Annotated in this window: 32 protein-coding genes; all 32 read right to left on the reverse strand. The window is 65.7% G+C overall.

The features are described 5' to 3' along the window. Positions 1-16: 16 nt before the first annotated feature. Positions 17-1,864 (reverse strand): DNA polymerase, encoded by a 1,848-nt coding sequence (locus BN4332_RS31500; RefSeq protein WP_066904059.1) that lies wholly within the window; start codon positions 1,862-1,864, stop codon positions 17-19. A gap of 16 nt (positions 1,865-1,880) precedes the next feature. Next, positions 1,881-2,087: a hypothetical protein gene (locus tag BN4332_RS31505; protein WP_066904061.1), complete on the reverse strand. Its 207-nt coding sequence runs from the start codon at positions 2,085-2,087 to the stop codon at positions 1,881-1,883. Next, the gene (locus tag BN4332_RS31510) at positions 2,084-2,341 is read right to left on the reverse strand and encodes a hypothetical protein (protein ID WP_066904063.1); all 258 of its coding nucleotides are present in this window, start codon (positions 2,339-2,341) and stop codon (positions 2,084-2,086) included. Before BN4332_RS31510 ends, BN4332_RS31505 begins: the two co-directional genes overlap by 4 nt. Before the next feature lie 102 nt (positions 2,342-2,443). Continuing rightward, positions 2,444-2,941 carry a D29-gp49 family protein gene (locus BN4332_RS31515; RefSeq protein WP_066904065.1) on the reverse strand — a complete coding sequence of 166 codons (498 nt, stop codon included), beginning with the start codon at positions 2,939-2,941 and terminating at the stop codon, positions 2,444-2,446. After that, positions 2,938-3,810 carry a hypothetical protein gene (locus BN4332_RS34775; protein WP_066904067.1) on the reverse strand — a complete coding sequence of 291 codons (873 nt, stop codon included), beginning with the start codon at positions 3,808-3,810 and terminating at the stop codon, positions 2,938-2,940. The genes BN4332_RS31515 and BN4332_RS34775 overlap by 4 nt, the downstream gene beginning before the upstream one ends. Then, entirely contained in the window at positions 3,807-3,947 is a 141-nt protein-coding gene (locus BN4332_RS33895; RefSeq protein WP_200820465.1) for a hypothetical protein, read from the reverse strand. Before BN4332_RS33895 ends, BN4332_RS34775 begins: the two co-directional genes overlap by 4 nt. A 4-nt stretch (positions 3,948-3,951) precedes the next feature. Continuing rightward, positions 3,952-4,206 carry a hypothetical protein gene (locus tag BN4332_RS31525; protein WP_066904070.1) on the reverse strand — a complete coding sequence of 85 codons (255 nt, stop codon included), beginning with the start codon at positions 4,204-4,206 and terminating at the stop codon, positions 3,952-3,954. Further along, complete coding sequence (locus BN4332_RS31530) at positions 4,206-4,982, reverse strand: metallophosphoesterase (protein ID WP_066904072.1); 777 nt, start codon at positions 4,980-4,982, stop codon at positions 4,206-4,208. The genes BN4332_RS31525 and BN4332_RS31530 overlap by 1 nt, the downstream gene beginning before the upstream one ends. After that, the gene (locus BN4332_RS33900) at positions 4,979-6,079 is read right to left on the reverse strand and encodes a dATP/dGTP diphosphohydrolase domain-containing protein (RefSeq protein ID WP_074133252.1); all 1,101 of its coding nucleotides are present in this window, start codon (positions 6,077-6,079) and stop codon (positions 4,979-4,981) included. Before BN4332_RS33900 ends, BN4332_RS31530 begins: the two co-directional genes overlap by 4 nt. Next, complete coding sequence (locus BN4332_RS31545) at positions 6,076-6,495, reverse strand: hypothetical protein (protein ID WP_066904074.1); 420 nt, start codon at positions 6,493-6,495, stop codon at positions 6,076-6,078. Before BN4332_RS31545 ends, BN4332_RS33900 begins: the two co-directional genes overlap by 4 nt. After that, entirely contained in the window at positions 6,492-6,980 is a 489-nt protein-coding gene (locus BN4332_RS31550; protein ID WP_066904076.1) for a toprim domain-containing protein, read from the reverse strand. The genes BN4332_RS31545 and BN4332_RS31550 overlap by 4 nt, the downstream gene beginning before the upstream one ends. Then, positions 6,955-7,368, reverse strand: coding sequence for a CHC2 zinc finger domain-containing protein (locus BN4332_RS35260; RefSeq protein WP_074133254.1), 414 nt, complete (start codon positions 7,366-7,368; stop codon positions 6,955-6,957). The genes BN4332_RS31550 and BN4332_RS35260 overlap by 26 nt, the downstream gene beginning before the upstream one ends. Next, entirely contained in the window at positions 7,361-7,600 is a 240-nt protein-coding gene (locus BN4332_RS31560) for a hypothetical protein (RefSeq protein ID WP_066904078.1), read from the reverse strand. The genes BN4332_RS35260 and BN4332_RS31560 overlap by 8 nt, the downstream gene beginning before the upstream one ends. Further along, positions 7,600-7,806 (reverse strand): hypothetical protein, encoded by a 207-nt coding sequence (locus tag BN4332_RS31565; RefSeq protein WP_066904080.1) that lies wholly within the window; start codon positions 7,804-7,806, stop codon positions 7,600-7,602. Before BN4332_RS31565 ends, BN4332_RS31560 begins: the two co-directional genes overlap by 1 nt. Beyond that, entirely contained in the window at positions 7,803-7,994 is a 192-nt protein-coding gene (locus BN4332_RS31570; RefSeq protein WP_066904082.1) for a hypothetical protein, read from the reverse strand. Before BN4332_RS31570 ends, BN4332_RS31565 begins: the two co-directional genes overlap by 4 nt. Continuing rightward, positions 7,991-8,251 (reverse strand): hypothetical protein, encoded by a 261-nt coding sequence (locus BN4332_RS31575; RefSeq protein WP_066904083.1) that lies wholly within the window; start codon positions 8,249-8,251, stop codon positions 7,991-7,993. Before BN4332_RS31575 ends, BN4332_RS31570 begins: the two co-directional genes overlap by 4 nt. Then, positions 8,248-8,739: an endonuclease VII domain-containing protein gene (locus tag BN4332_RS31580; protein ID WP_066904086.1), complete on the reverse strand. Its 492-nt coding sequence runs from the start codon at positions 8,737-8,739 to the stop codon at positions 8,248-8,250. The genes BN4332_RS31575 and BN4332_RS31580 overlap by 4 nt, the downstream gene beginning before the upstream one ends. Further along, positions 8,736-8,996: a hypothetical protein gene (locus BN4332_RS31585; protein ID WP_160110970.1), complete on the reverse strand. Its 261-nt coding sequence runs from the start codon at positions 8,994-8,996 to the stop codon at positions 8,736-8,738. Before BN4332_RS31585 ends, BN4332_RS31580 begins: the two co-directional genes overlap by 4 nt. Continuing rightward, positions 8,993-9,142, reverse strand: a complete 150-nt coding sequence (locus BN4332_RS33445; RefSeq protein ID WP_160110971.1) for a hypothetical protein — start codon at positions 9,140-9,142, stop codon at positions 8,993-8,995. The genes BN4332_RS31585 and BN4332_RS33445 overlap by 4 nt, the downstream gene beginning before the upstream one ends. Next, entirely contained in the window at positions 9,139-9,408 is a 270-nt protein-coding gene (locus tag BN4332_RS33095; RefSeq protein WP_110810235.1) for a hypothetical protein, read from the reverse strand. The genes BN4332_RS33445 and BN4332_RS33095 overlap by 4 nt, the downstream gene beginning before the upstream one ends. 76 nt (positions 9,409-9,484) lie before the next feature. Then, positions 9,485-9,889 carry a hypothetical protein gene (locus tag BN4332_RS31590; protein WP_066904091.1) on the reverse strand — a complete coding sequence of 135 codons (405 nt, stop codon included), beginning with the start codon at positions 9,887-9,889 and terminating at the stop codon, positions 9,485-9,487. After that, a complete protein-coding gene (locus BN4332_RS31595; protein ID WP_066904093.1) occupies positions 9,889-10,530 on the reverse strand; it encodes a phosphoribosyltransferase in 642 nt (213 codons plus the stop codon). The genes BN4332_RS31590 and BN4332_RS31595 overlap by 1 nt, the downstream gene beginning before the upstream one ends. 17 nt (positions 10,531-10,547) lie before the next feature. Continuing rightward, complete coding sequence (locus tag BN4332_RS31600) at positions 10,548-11,372, reverse strand: AAA family ATPase (protein ID WP_066904095.1); 825 nt, start codon at positions 11,370-11,372, stop codon at positions 10,548-10,550. A gap of 151 nt (positions 11,373-11,523) precedes the next feature. After that, positions 11,524-11,736, reverse strand: coding sequence for a hypothetical protein (locus tag BN4332_RS33450; RefSeq protein WP_066904097.1), 213 nt, complete (start codon positions 11,734-11,736; stop codon positions 11,524-11,526). After that, positions 11,736-11,867: a hypothetical protein gene (locus tag BN4332_RS34980; protein ID WP_264077855.1), complete on the reverse strand. Its 132-nt coding sequence runs from the start codon at positions 11,865-11,867 to the stop codon at positions 11,736-11,738. Before BN4332_RS34980 ends, BN4332_RS33450 begins: the two co-directional genes overlap by 1 nt. Next, positions 11,864-12,043, reverse strand: a complete 180-nt coding sequence (locus BN4332_RS33455) for a hypothetical protein (protein ID WP_066904099.1) — start codon at positions 12,041-12,043, stop codon at positions 11,864-11,866. The genes BN4332_RS34980 and BN4332_RS33455 overlap by 4 nt, the downstream gene beginning before the upstream one ends. Further along, positions 12,040-12,294 (reverse strand): hypothetical protein, encoded by a 255-nt coding sequence (locus BN4332_RS33460; RefSeq protein ID WP_066904101.1) that lies wholly within the window; start codon positions 12,292-12,294, stop codon positions 12,040-12,042. The genes BN4332_RS33455 and BN4332_RS33460 overlap by 4 nt, the downstream gene beginning before the upstream one ends. Continuing rightward, positions 12,291-12,605, reverse strand: a complete 315-nt coding sequence (locus tag BN4332_RS31620; RefSeq protein ID WP_066904103.1) for a hypothetical protein — start codon at positions 12,603-12,605, stop codon at positions 12,291-12,293. Before BN4332_RS31620 ends, BN4332_RS33460 begins: the two co-directional genes overlap by 4 nt. Continuing rightward, entirely contained in the window at positions 12,602-12,787 is a 186-nt protein-coding gene (locus BN4332_RS31625) for a hypothetical protein (RefSeq protein WP_066904105.1), read from the reverse strand. Before BN4332_RS31625 ends, BN4332_RS31620 begins: the two co-directional genes overlap by 4 nt. Then, positions 12,784-12,921, reverse strand: coding sequence for a hypothetical protein (locus BN4332_RS33465; RefSeq protein WP_160110972.1), 138 nt, complete (start codon positions 12,919-12,921; stop codon positions 12,784-12,786). Before BN4332_RS33465 ends, BN4332_RS31625 begins: the two co-directional genes overlap by 4 nt. 31 nt (positions 12,922-12,952) lie before the next feature. Next, positions 12,953-13,075 (reverse strand): hypothetical protein, encoded by a 123-nt coding sequence (locus BN4332_RS34985; RefSeq protein WP_268811541.1) that lies wholly within the window; start codon positions 13,073-13,075, stop codon positions 12,953-12,955. Positions 13,076-13,084: 9 nt separating this feature from the next. Beyond that, positions 13,085-13,339 (reverse strand): hypothetical protein, encoded by a 255-nt coding sequence (locus tag BN4332_RS31630; protein ID WP_066904107.1) that lies wholly within the window; start codon positions 13,337-13,339, stop codon positions 13,085-13,087. Positions 13,340-13,466 lie beyond the last annotated feature (127 nt).

Below are 13,466 nucleotides of genomic sequence, written 5' to 3' on the forward strand. Positions count from 1 at the left end.
CTTCCTCCGTTGTGTGTCAAGTCGGGATGATGAGAAACGGGTCGCTGGGCGGCACGTCGTCGTGGTAGTAGAGCGAACCCCAGGACCGGCCGCCGACCTCCGGGTCGGTACCGATGTCGACCGGCCCCATCTGCATCCGCATCAGTCGGGCGATCTCGTGCGAGATCTCCGCGGCCTCGGCCGCGGGGGCCGATGCCAGGACCTCGTCGTGGATCGGCAGACGGACGTACGGCGTCAGCCCTGCCTCGTGCAGGCGCAGGATCGCGGCGCCGGTGACGTCGCGCGAGGACGACTGGATCAGGTAGTTCAGCGCCGAGTAGGCGCGGTCCGGGTCCACCGGCAGCCGCCGCCCGACCGGGGTCGTGATGAACCCGTTCGCACTCGCCTCCGCCTGCAGCCTCGCGCTGAAGTCCCGCACCTGCGGGTAGGCGTTATCGAACCCCTCGACCACCTTCTTGGCCGTCGGGAAGTCGAGCCCGGTCTGTTTGGCCACGGTGCCGGCCCCGCCTCCGTAGATCCGGCCGAAGTTCACGACCTTGGCGTACTTCCGCTCCGGGTCGTCCTTCGTGATCTGAGGACCGAACGCAGCCTGCGCGGTGATCAGGTGCAGATCGTCGCCGTTCTTGAAGGCGTTGATCATTACCCGGTCGTTGGCCAACGCGGCCAGCACGCGCAGCTCCTGTGCCTGGTAGTCGACCGAGACGATCCGGTGCCCCTCGTCGGCGAGGAAGCAGCGGCGGACCATCCAGTCTCCGGCCGGCAGGTTCTGCGTGGCCGGGTTGGTGATCGACATCCGGGCCGTCCGTGCCTGCAGCGGGTTGATCCCCGGATGCACCCGGTCGGCAGAGTCGCGGCGCTCGATGAAGTTGCGGACCCAGGTGGACTCCCAGGACCCCCACTTCTTCGCCTCGATCACCGCGGTGGCCAGGGTGTTCCCCTCGCCCTGCAGCTTCTCCAGCAGCTCGGCGTCCACCTTCCGCTTCCCGGTCGGTGTCCGTCCCTTGATCTTGACGCCCATCCGCTCCAGCCCGTCGGCCACCTTCTCCGACGAGTTGACCGAGTTGACGCCGTAGACCGTGCTGGCCATCGCCGTGAAGTGGTCACGCTTCCGGAGCATGTCCGCGGACAGCGTCTCGGCGTACTCGACGTCGAGCAGGAACCCGGTCCGCTCCACGTACGACATCACCTCGGCGAGCTTGTGCTCGTACGGCAGCAACTTCGTCGAGCTCGTCGGCACCAGCGGCCGCAGCTTCTGCAGCAAACGGGCGGCCAGGATCGGGTCCATCCCGGCGTACAGCTGATAGTCCGGGTCGTCGAGCGGAACGATCGCCCAGATCTTGTCCTTGGTCGTCTTGTGCGCCTTGGCGATCCGGGCCATCGAGCCCTTGACCTCTTCGGCCACCACCGGGTCGATGTAGTGCTTGGTCAGCTCCTCCAGCTTGTGCCCGTAGCCGCCTTCCTTGACGGCTCTGGGGTCCACCAGGTGGGCCAGGATCTTGGTGTCGGTGACCTTCGGCCACAGCTCCTCCATCGGCACCCCGAGGGTTTTCTCGATCACCTGGAGGTCGAACGATGCGTTCTGCAGCACGAACCGGTCGACGCCGCGCAGCGCTACCCGGATGTCCTCCTGGAACCGCGGCCCCAGCTCGGCCGGCACAACCCAGGACTCGTACGGAGTCCCGAACTGCACCAGCCGGAGCCGGAAACCGTCCTGGTAGATGCCGAGACCCGTGGTCTCCGTGTCGAGGCCGAGGATCCGCAGGTTCGCGCGAATGAAATCCCGGAACCCCTCCAGGTCGTCCTCGTGCTCGACGACGTTGATCAGGACCGGCTCGTCGCCGATCTTGTAGTGGTGCTGCTTCACCTCGGCCTCCTCGGGGTTAGTTATTCATCAGGTAGTCGGCGGAGTCCGAGACCTCTTTCAGGAACCCGCGCAGCGGCTCGGCGATCTCTTCCGGGTCGTGGCCTGCTTCGCGGTAATACCGCTGCCCCACGGCGAAGGCTGCGGCGGCGAACGCCAACACCTCCTTCAGCGGCTCGTCCAGAAGTTCGGTCCGGGCTTCCTGCAGCGCATCGAGGTCGATCATTCGAACCCCAGCTCTTTACGGAGCTTGTCCTCGGCGGACTCTTCGCCGCGCAGGGCGCGGTAGGCCGCCAACTCCTCGTCGGTGATCTCGGACTGGCTCCAGAACGAGACGTTGGTCCAGGGGAAAACGGTCTTCCCGCCGGTCTCGGTCAAGACGATCAGCGTGTTGTCCCGGCCGTCGAGGAAGACCTCGGCGTCGACGAACATCAGGGTTTGGTGGTGTTCCGTCAGGTGGATAGTGGCTATCTGTGGCATATCGGTTTCCTTTCGTGAGGTAGGAGGAGGGGCCTCAAGCCGGCGCGCTTACAGCGAGGCCCCTCCGGGTCAATCAGCGTTGTGTGTCAAGTTCCCGACCCGTTAACGCGGCGGGTAGAAGTACTTCTTCGGACGAGTGTCGCTCCGGTCCGGCGGATACCAGGCGTGCCAGACTTTGCCATCGTTCTTACCGACCCCTGTCCGATAGACATAGTCCGGTTCCGGCTTCGGAGGCGCCCACGACGGCGGCTCCTGCGCGCCCGCCGGGGCGGGCCGCTGTGCGGGGCGGGAAGCCTGCTGGCCACCGCTGGAGCTCAGGCTCGCCGGGGCTGCACCCGCGAACACCGACGCCACCTTCTGGACCTTCTCCAGGTAGTCCTTGAACGCGGAGTCCAAGAGAGCGTCGGATTCCGCCACCGACGCGGCGTGGATGACCACCCACGGGGCGTCGAAGTCGCGGCCACCCTTCAGGGTAGTGACGATCTTGCCCTCGCCCTCGGCCACCGGCCGGGAGCTGTTGTTGACGACCGTGGTGGTCGCCGGGGGTGCAGGCTGTTCCGGCTCGGGTGCCGAAGTGGCCCAAGGATCTTCGTACGTCATGCTGCTTCCTTTCGGTTGTATCCCGGGGTCCACTGAGACCCCACGTACATCCCCAAGTCCTCCGGGCTCCAGTTGGCCAGGAGGGGTTGTGGTTGTTGTTTGGTCGAGCTCTCGGGGATCACCCAAGAGCGGTACATCTGGACGCCCGCCATGCCGTTGAACGCGGGGTCGAAGATGTCGATCGGCACCCCGGTGTGCCCGGTGCCGTGGCGGACGTACTCCCGGGTGAACGCCTCCGCCTCGTCTTGCGCCTCGTCGGCGAACACCTCCGCAGCCGCAGCGTTGGTGGCGATCAGCAGGGCTACGTCCTCGGTCGGCGTGGCCGGGCCGGAGTGGGCCCGGACCGCATCCGGATCCACCCGCGTCCGGTCCGAGTCCTCCATCTCGACGATCACGACGTGGACTTCCTCGGCCAGCGCCTGGTGGGCGCGAGTCAGGGCGTTCTGCCCCGGCTTGTCCTTCGGGGTGAGACCGTCGATGTAGCGCCGCTTCAGAGCCTCCGCGTACGGCGGGTGCCGGTCGGCCAGTCGAGCGACCGCCAGGTGGACCACCGACTTCAGGTACGGGTTGTACTCGGCCTGCTTCAGTACCGCCTTGATCGCTTCCGACGAGTACAGCCGGTCGCCGGCCGCCAGGTCGTCCGCGGTCTTGTAACCCGTCAGCAGCTGGTCACCCATCCGCCGCAGCGTGGTGTACGCCAGCTCGTCAGAGCCGCCCCCGATCCGGTCCTGGTTGGACGGCTTAGCGAGGTACTCCGTCCACATGTCCTGGATCAGGTCGTCGGTATGGGACTGGTCCCACCCCCAGGCGTTGATGCTGGACTTGGCCGCCTTCTTGATCAGCCGGTGCAGACGGGCCTGATCTGTCACTGGGCCTCCACCAGCACCCCGCGCTTGTCGTAGACCTCCTCGACCAGCGTGGTGACCACCTCGGCCCAGCTGGTCTGGCGGGACCGGGCGTCGAAGTGCAGGTACGGCAGGACGGTTCCGTTGTATGTCAAGGCCATGACGTCAGAACTCCTCGTTGGCATAGAGCAATGGCGCCAGAGCCCGGACCACTTCCGAGACCCCTTCCCTGTAGTCACCGGGCCCCTGGGAGTACTCGTGGAAGTACTCATAGAGCGCCCGGATCGGATGGGCCATTTCACGGGCTACCGCCACGTACTCCGACGCGACCCCGCCTCTTTGCAGGGACGCTTCGAAGTAAGCGACGTCGTACATCACTTCGAAGGCCCGCCGCGCGGCTTCAACCGCAGGATCAGTCATCAGAACTCCCACGTATCGCCGTCGACGATGAATCTCCGATTGGCGATCCGGACGGGCACCGGGTGGACATGGTCCTCGTACACGTCGAGGATCCCGAACCCCTTCTGCCAATTGCCCGTTGCCCGCTGCAGGTATGCGGCCTGCTTCTGGTCCATCAGGTGTCCGACCTCGAAGCCGGTCACCGTCTGCACCTCTTCGCCCGCGTAACCGAACGTGTGGGTCACCACGGCCTGCCGGTGGGTGTGCCCCATCACGACCGACTGCTGGAACTTCTTCGCACCGCCGAGCGCGGTGGAGCCGGAGATCGGGGACAGCGAGATCTTCCCCATGTGCCCGTGCGTGGAGATCCAGCCTGGGGCGATCGGGTAGAAGTCCGGCAGCAGCTCGACGCCGAACCCGTCGAAGTCCAGCATGTTGGAGAAGTGGAAGTTCTCTTCCAGCTCGCCCAATGCGGGCGCGTACTTCGCCAGGTACTGCCGCGGGCGGAGGTCGTGGTTGCCCTCGTGCATCCGGAACGGGCCGTCGTAGACGTCTCGGATCTCCCCGAGGATCTGCTTGCCGATCTCGTTCTGGCGCTGCAGGTCGGGGAGGAACTCCTCGGCCGTTCCCTTGGACCAGCGCGCCGGCCCCGGGTAGTCCATGTAATCGCCGATCCCCAGCAGCTCATCCGGCTGCGTGTCGCCGATGAACTGGATCACCGCACGCAGTGCCTCCATGTCAGAGAACGGCAGCTGCGTGTCCGGTAGGACCACGATCCGTTTCGTGGTAGTCGTCATGCGACTCCTTCCGCGTCGTCCAGGTCGACGACGATGTTGTTGATCGCATCCGTCCAGGACAGATCACGTTGTATGTCAAGTTCCGGCGCGACGAAATGCCGGACGGTGAACCCGAGAGCGCTCGCCACGTGGTACTCCAGCTTGGCGCCGCGGGACTGCTCCCAGCCCGGCAGCAGCACGATGGTGTCCGCGCCGCCTTCGAGCATCGCGATCAGGTCGCGCCGCAGGAACCACTCCCACGGGTGCTCGCCGCCCTCGCCCGGCAGCTCGGCCGGGTTGATGACGGTGTAGCCCAGGTCCCGGTAGTGCTGCGCGGCCTGGTGGAACGCCGGGAAGTTGTGGTCTGGCATCCCGGTCATCGGGCCGGAGATGTAGACCACTGGCCGGCTCTCTTGGACGAACTGCTGCTGCGCCAAGACCACGTCCTGTAACTCCAGCGTGGAGGCCTTGATTGCACCCCGGAGGATCTCGCGGACCCGGTCGTCCCGCTCCCGCTGGTTCTTCGTCGACGTCCGGGTGTCGAACTCCGGCTTGTTCTCGTAGAACCACAGCAGCGTGATCGCGTGCCAGACGACGGCCACCAGGTGCGGCGAGCCGGTCTCCTCGTCGATGAACTGGCCGGACTGGTGCTGCCACAGGTGGCGGTTCAGCGCCGCGTACGTCAGCCGCCAGTCGTACCCCTTCTGCCAATTGTCGGCAGAATATTTCCTGGCCCCGACGCCGTAGTGGTGTGCCAGCAGACGCAGCGGCTCGGCCGGGATCCGGTCGAACCGGTAGATGCTGTCTACCCGCGGCCACAGCTGCTTCTCGTCGTCGTTGACGCGGGCGCTCAGGAGCTCCAGCGCCTGCAGCGCGACCAGAGCCGGCCGCAGGAAGCAGGTCTCCGGATCGACGTCGTCACCGGCCCAGAACAGGTTGAGCTGGTTCTGCAGCTCGTTGAACGAGCCGCCCGCGGCCTGCCAGTGGTCGGCGTACGGGGTGCTGTACAGCGCGGCGATGATCCGAAGCTCCGTCGGCGGGATCAGGTCGTACTGATCGAGATTCCCGGCCTTGGAGCCTCCGGTGGAGGACGTGTGGATGACTTCGTTGGCGCTCAAGCGATCACCTCGGTGAACGGATTCAGGCCGTTATCAACGGCGGTGATGTCTGCCGGTTCGTCGCCCCAGGGCGCGAAATCCAGCGGGCTCGAATCGCCGCAGCTCCACACCAGTAAAGACGGCTCATCCGGATAATCCGGGGCTACCCAGACGAACACATCCCCATCCCGGTCTCGGACCTGGATCCCGGCGGGTACGTCGCGGATCGACTGCCACACGCGAGGCACCAGCTCCGCGTCGACGACCTCCTCGACTCTCTCCTCGATCACCACGCCGATCCACTCCTTGTGCGGGTAGGACGCGACATGATCGCCCCCGCGCAGCACGGTGAGAATTCCTTGCTCGTCGTACTCGTAGTTGTCGGCCGCGGTGTAGCTCTTCTGCTCCCCGCTAGCGACTCGAACATGAACTGTCATCTGATTCTGTCCTTAAGTGCTTGTGCGCCTTGGCTTGTGACCAGGCTGTTGACGTCTTCTCCCGGTGGCATCGGGATGATCTTGGCGTTGGGCAGTACCCCGGCTACGAACTCGGAGAACTTTTCCCCCGCCTCGTCGCCGTCGGCGAATACGAACACGTCGCGGTAGCCGAGGAACGGCTCCCGGAAGTGGTCTTGCCAGGACTGCGTCCCGGGCACCCCGACGGTCGGGATCCCGGCGATATCCGCTGTGATGGCGTCGATCTCGCCCTCCGCGAGACCGATCACAGGGCTGCGCTTCAGCAGCGCCAGCGTGTTGTACAACCGCGGCCGGTCCCCGGCGACGGTCATGTACTTCGGCTTCTGGTCGTCCAGCCGGCGGAACCGGATCGACACGACCTGCCAGCCGATGTCGGGGGCCCACCGGAGATACGGGATGGCCAGACGGCCCCGGTACTGCTCATGCCCCGGGACGGGGTCGGCCACGTACCCCAGGCGAAACTGCCTGACGTCCTCGGTGATCGACGGTGCGGTCAGACCTCGGGTTGCCAGGTACGCCTCGCCGGGCGACCCGGGTAGCGCGTTGTGATAGCGCTTCGCTGCTTCCTGGAGATAATTCCTCTGCGAGCTCGACAGCGCGATGGTATGTCACCCCCTCTTGGGCTCGAAGTAGTCCGATGGCGTCGCCCTTGACCGGGCAGGCCTGGCACTTGTAGGCGTTGAAGCGGTAGGACACCGCGGCCGACGCCCTCTCGTCACCGTGAAAAGGACACCGGGTTGGTATCCAGTCCCGGCCGTTGTCGGCCGGGGCCTCCCACGTCGGGTGGTAGTGGGAGATGACCGCGACGATCAGCGGCTCACCGGGTTCACTCACCGCGCCTCATCAAGGCGTTGAACTCACACCGGGGATCCTCCAGGAAGTCGTCTAGGGCTTCCGTCACAGCGCGCTCCATCGCCGCCGCTACGCCGCCGCGGGCGCTCGGAAAGCTGTAGCCGTACCCGACCGTCCGGATCCCCTTCTTGACCTTCGCCTTGATCTGCACCGGCTTGATGCGGGTGAGGTGGATCTTCCACCGGTACCCGGCCGGGAGCGGAGGCAGCGCCATTACCGCACCTCCGCGAACGGGCCCATGAAGGCGGTGGATGCGCCACGGGCAGCAACAGAGCTGGGGACCCAGTCTGTACCTACCCGGTAGTGCCAGAGCTGCAGCGAGTGCAGCGGCGTGACGAGCATGTACTTCCAGGTGAACCCCATCGAGTCCACCACCTCCAGATCCGTTGGGACGTCGGCGATTTCGGTGTACTGATTCACAGGGTTACCTCCTTGAACGGACCTTCGGGGAGTAGGGAGCTAACGATCCACCCGATCCCGATCCCGTTCACCCGGGATGTGATCAGCGGCTGTGCGTCCTCGTCGTACGGCTTGATCAGGTAGAGCAACTTGCTCTTCACCAGAGCGCCGTGCGGGACGTCGGCCCAGGACTGGTAGCGAACCTTCACTTGCCCCACCTCCGGGCCGCGCGCTCGACGTTCAGCTCCGAGACGTGCCCGGCCAGGCCGGGGACCTGCCGGGCGATCGGCTCGTCGACGTAGGTCTGGTAGCTCACGGACTCGCCGGTGAGGATGTGCCGGAACGAGGCCTTCGGGCCCTTCTTCGGCTGGGTCTCCAGCCGGGTGACCGTGCGGTTGTTCACCAGCTCCCCGAGGATCTGCTGGCGCAGCAGGTTCGGGCGGGCGGTCGGTACTGGGATGGTCATGCTGCTTGCTCCTTTACGTTGTATGTCAAGTTCGGCACCTCGATAGGTGCGATGCGTTTGCCGATCACCGCGAACGCGGGCGGGTTCTTCAGGTACTCCGCTGCTCGGTAGAAGTGCTCCGGGTCGTCCCGGGCGAACCCGAGGGACTTGTTGTCAGTGGCGCAGGTGAGGCCACGCACGTAACCCGTCTTGTGGTCATGGTCCACGGCGAGCTTCCTTGCCTTCCCGGTGGCTCTGCGGCAGATGTAGCACCGGCCGCCTTGGGCCTCGTAGATCGCCCAGTACTCCGCCGCGGTAATGCCGTAGGTGTCGATCAGGCGCTTCTCCCAGGCGGCGTCCTTGGTCCTCTGCTTCCGCCACCGCTCGTGTGTGACACACCGCTTCCCGGGGACCGGGTTACCGGCGCTGGTGAGCGCGGGCTTGCGGACCGTGGTGACACCCTCCGCGATGCAGTCCTTGCACTGCACCACGCGCTTGGCCCGGGTCATCGGACCACCATCACTCCCTGGTACAGAGGCACCGCCTCGACCCGCGTCTCCCCGTAAGCGGTACGCCACGAGATCTGAACCGTTCCCTCGGCCGGCCGCGGGTTCACCGCCAGCACCCGGCCCTCCTCGCGGTACACCGAGTCGGTGGTGCGGGACTGGTCGTACTTGTACAGGCACTCGCATAGCACGTCTCCGGACTGCACGTCTTTGGCGAATACGCTTGAGAGCGTGCGCCGTTCGGGCTTCCCGAACTTCATCGCGGCACCCACCCTCCGCACACCAGGTCGGGGATGTGGTCCGCGGCTCCGGACTCCAGAATCACCATGCAGCCCCTCTCCGGGTCCATCAGCGCCTTCGGGTGGCCGTGCTCGTGCAGCGTCCAGTCGGCCGCAGGCTTCGTCACTGGCCCAACTCCTCGGTGGTGTGGATCAACGGGGCAAGCTCTTCCAGCACGTACTGGACTGCACGCCACCAACACTCGGTTTCTGGCCCCTTGCCCTGGGCGAGGAATTGGGCGTGCAGTGCGCGTATCGGCTTGGCCATCTCACGAGCGGCGGCGATCATGTCCATGCCGTGAGGTAGTCGGTGAGGCAAGTGGGAAGATTTTTCAAACCCGTTGGGCTTCGCGGCCCATGCCCGTTGCGCGGCTTCGATTGCGGGATCACTCATCGGCACTCCAGTAGATGTCGTAGGAAGTCGCCGACGCCCCAGGCGACGACAAACCAGGTCAGCAGCGTCGGGATCGTCATACGAGCTCCCGCGCCTGTCGGCGGGCGGCAGCGATGGCCGGCTGCCAGCCGTGGTTCACGACCTCGATACCCGCGGCCAGTGCCTGAGCCATCACCGAGATCACGCCCTCGTCGCCCAGCGACGGGAACGCCCGCAGCCGGACGGCCGTCGGGTCGAACTCCGCTACCGCGGTGGGGATCCCTGCCTCCCGGCAGTACTCCTCCACGTACGCGTCGGTGCAGCCCATCCGGATCTTGGTCGGCTCTCCGGTGCCGAACACCGCTCCGTAGTGGTAGCTGGTCTCCTGGCTGCCCTGGTGGACGGCTACGAACGGGCCCTCGGCCTGCTCCTCCTTCAGCGCCCGCTGAATGGCGAACCAGTTACCCCAGTCCCGGGCGCCCGCGAACATGACCCGACGCATCAGTCGAACCACTCGCTATGCAGGGCTATCATGGTGAGCCGGTCCTTCTCGGCAGCGCGCGCTGCCGGGCTGACGGCCCCGGGCCGCTTCGAGCGGTGGTACCGGCCGTCGTACTCCTTCGCCCACTTCGTCAGCAGCCGATGGAAGCTCTCGATGGCCCAGCTGTTCTCTGCCTGCTGCCCTGTCGGGGGCGAGAACCAGCCGTACTTGTACTCGTAGATGCCGACGAGCTCGGCCTCGAACTCGCCATCGGTCAGGTCCGTGATCTTGTCGTATACCCGGCCCAGCGTCCGGCCGGTGTCGATGAAGTCGTCGACGAACAGCCACCGCTGCCCGAGCCGCCCCTCCGCGGAGTACACCGAGTGCGTGTTGTCGTTCGCCTTCCGGACGACCAGGTAGTGCTTCCCCAGTCGGCGGGCGAGGTCGACCACCGCGATCGTCCCGGACAGCCCGGTGCCGACGAGCGTGTCGTATTCCAAGTCGGCGGGCACCGCCTCCTGGAACCGCTCGAACAGCCGGTCACCGTCGTGTACGTCGCTCATGTACGAATCGGTGAAGTCGAGCACGTTCGCGACCGGCGGAGCCGGGCGCTCCAAGCCGAGGATCTTGACCGCGGCGTTGTATGTCAAGTTGGCGGGCACAAAAATGCTCCTCTCGTCTACTGAAAGTCTCGGATGGTCATGGTCTTGCCGACAAACTCCAGCTCGGCGTACTCCCGGCCCGACGCGTCCGCACGACCCGCGCGGTTCTTCACGGTGGACACCCGCAACGAGTCACCGCCGTACGTCGACGGGACGCGGTGCAGCGTCAGAATCAGTTCGGGTACCCGTGCGATCTGGCCTTTCACGCCGCGCAGCGGGATGGGTTTGTCGCCGTCGTTGTAGTCGCCGGTGACGTGGTGCAGCCCGATGACCGCGGCGCCGGTCTCCCGCGCGGTCTCGTGCAGGTAGTCCATCAGGACTTCCAGCCCGCCGAACGGGTCCTCGTCGTTGGCCGCTACGCCGGTGAGCACGTTGGTGATGTTGTCGACGACCACCATCTGCGGGTGGTTGCCGAACGTCTCCTCGTACCCGGCCAGGCTGTTCTCGATCGTCTTCAGCGTCGGCTGCGCCGCGTAGTTCAATCGGATCGGGATCCCGTTCGGGTTGCCCGGGCCAGGGTTCCACGTCAGCGTCTGCTCCGGCAGCTGCTTCGTCCGGACGGCCCGGGCCGACTGCTCCAGCGGCCACCCCAGCTCCATCGACAGAATCCGGGTCGACTGAGTGAAGGCATCGCTGTCCGCGGAAAAATACAGCGTGGGCACCCGTGCCTTCAGCGCGTACGCGAGCGTGAACGCCGACTTCGCGCCGCCGGGCGCCGCGGCGATCAGCGCCAGCTGCCCGCGGTAGATCCGCGTCCCTTTGGCTTCCAGGGCCTTGAACGCGGGCGGTAGCGGGTCGCCGGCCGTACCGCGTAGGTCGATCGACTGCAGAGGCGTCAGCATGGTCCGCCCGCAGCCTGCACGATCCAGGGCACCTTCTGTGCGTCAGTCAGCGTGCTCCACGCGAGGATGCTGTCGGGGCTGATCCCAAGTGCGGTCATGTGCTTCACGCGGGCCACCGCAGCCTCCCGTACGACAAGATCTGGGCGCTTCATCACTTCCTCCGGTAGGCCAGCGCGTGGCGTAGCTCCCGCGCGAACTCGTGGTGGACGGTGGCCAGCGGGCCGGTGTACTGGTCCCACTGCCGGGCCAGGTTTCGGACGCGGCCGAGGATCGCCTCGGGCGTGTTCGGGTCCGGCCGCTCGACGGCCGCGGGGACCACCGGCGTCGGCATCAGCTTCAGCTGGATCGGTGCGTACGCGGGCATCAGTCCTCCTCCAGGTCGGCGACCGGATCTGAGTCGGCCAAGATCGCGCAGACCCCGCCGTAGACCACACCGACGAACAGAGCAGCGGCCAGGGCCAAGCCTCCGGCGGCAGCGGCGGCGAGCCGGATCACTGGAGGATCCCCGGGGTGCCGTACCACGAATCGGGAGCCCGGCTGATGGCTTCGCGCAAGGCCTTGTCGGCCTCGATCAAGACCTTCCCCAGGAAGTCCGCGTCAGCCTGGGCTGCCTTGTAGTCGGCCATGGCTTGATCTCGCGCGATCTTCGCCTGGTGCTGGACCTCGTTCACTTCGTGCCCTCCTTCACGGAACCGGCGTATACCGTGCGTCCGGCCGCGAGCGCCTCGCGCTCCTGCTCGGTCGCGATCTGAGACGCAGCGACGATCTTCTGCTCGGTGGAGTTCAGTAGCTGGATCAGCGCAGCGCCCTTCCGGCCCAGCCGCGCCGGCCGGAGAACGCCTCCGAGCTCGTGCGGAACACCGGTGGTCGCGGTCAGCGCGGGATCGTTCGGGTCCGGATCCCACTTCTTCGGCTCAGTCACGGGCGGTACACCTCGCCGCCTTCGCTCCACGGTGCGGAGTCCGTATACACAACATGCTGATCAAGGTCCTTGGCGTACAGCTCACCGAAGAACAGCCGGACCCATACGTACTCGGCCACTTTGATCGAAACCACGCGGTCGCGCGGATTGGTGTAATCCACGCTGATCGTCCCGACCGGCTCAGGCTTCTCGGTCACGTCGTACTTCTGGAGGATCTGGTCAGCCAGGCGCCCGGCGGAGGTTGCCCCGAGAGTCCCAGTCGCCTCGTAGATGAGATCCGTCAGTTCTTTGCGATCTACGTTGTATGTCAAGGCTGGCTCCTGTTGAATCGGGCAGCGGCCGTCACGCTGTACAGGTGGACGGGCCGGCCGCGGGGCGGGGTGTAGGTGCCGACCGCGGTCAACCCGCGCCGCTCCCACTGCTTCACGTCTTCGGCGGTCTTGGAGAACAGCTCCGCGAGCTGATCCTCGGTGGCCAGTACAGGGTTGGTCATACCTTCATTCCTCCATCGCAGATGCAATCGCCGGTGATACCGATCACCGGCATGTCCAGTGCGTGACATACGCCGTCGGCGTCATGCTCGTTCTTCGGGTGGTCACACCGCGGACAGAAGTACTCGTCCTCCATACCTTCGCTCCTTTCACCGATAACCGGTGCCTTATGTCGGGTTTTCGGTATCCCACACCTCTGCCCTGGCGAGCTGGGCATTCATCTTGGACACGTCCGCCTTCGCCTGCCGGTTGAGCGATTCGACCGTGTCAACCTCTGGAATCTCATCCATAACTGACCATCATCCCGCATGGCGCAGATTGATCTGCTTCATATCTTCGAGGGTGCCGTATCCGCCTGCTACGACGGCACATTGCGCCCAGCCAAGCCAGCGGCCTAGCTTGGCGTCGGAGAATGCAGTGGGGTCTGCTTCGATGCGTTCCAGCATGTAGACGAGGTGGTCAAAGTTAACCTCCGCAATCTCGAATCCGCACAGGTCCATCTCGTTTCGCTCCGCGAATTCGAGCGTCTCCCGGAACGCCGCTACCTGATCCATGTCGTGATTCCTTTCGCCGATAATTTCGCGAACCGTCAGGCCGCGCGGCCCAGCTCCAGCCGAACGAGACCGGTCGATACGGCCAGGGCGGCACGGCGCCGTCGCCCGGCGCCTGCGGTCTTGGTGT

The sequence above is a fragment of the Mycolicibacterium houstonense genome (genome assembly GCF_900078665.2).
Taxonomy (GTDB): Bacteria; Actinomycetota; Actinomycetes; order Mycobacteriales; family Mycobacteriaceae; genus Mycobacterium; species Mycobacterium houstonense.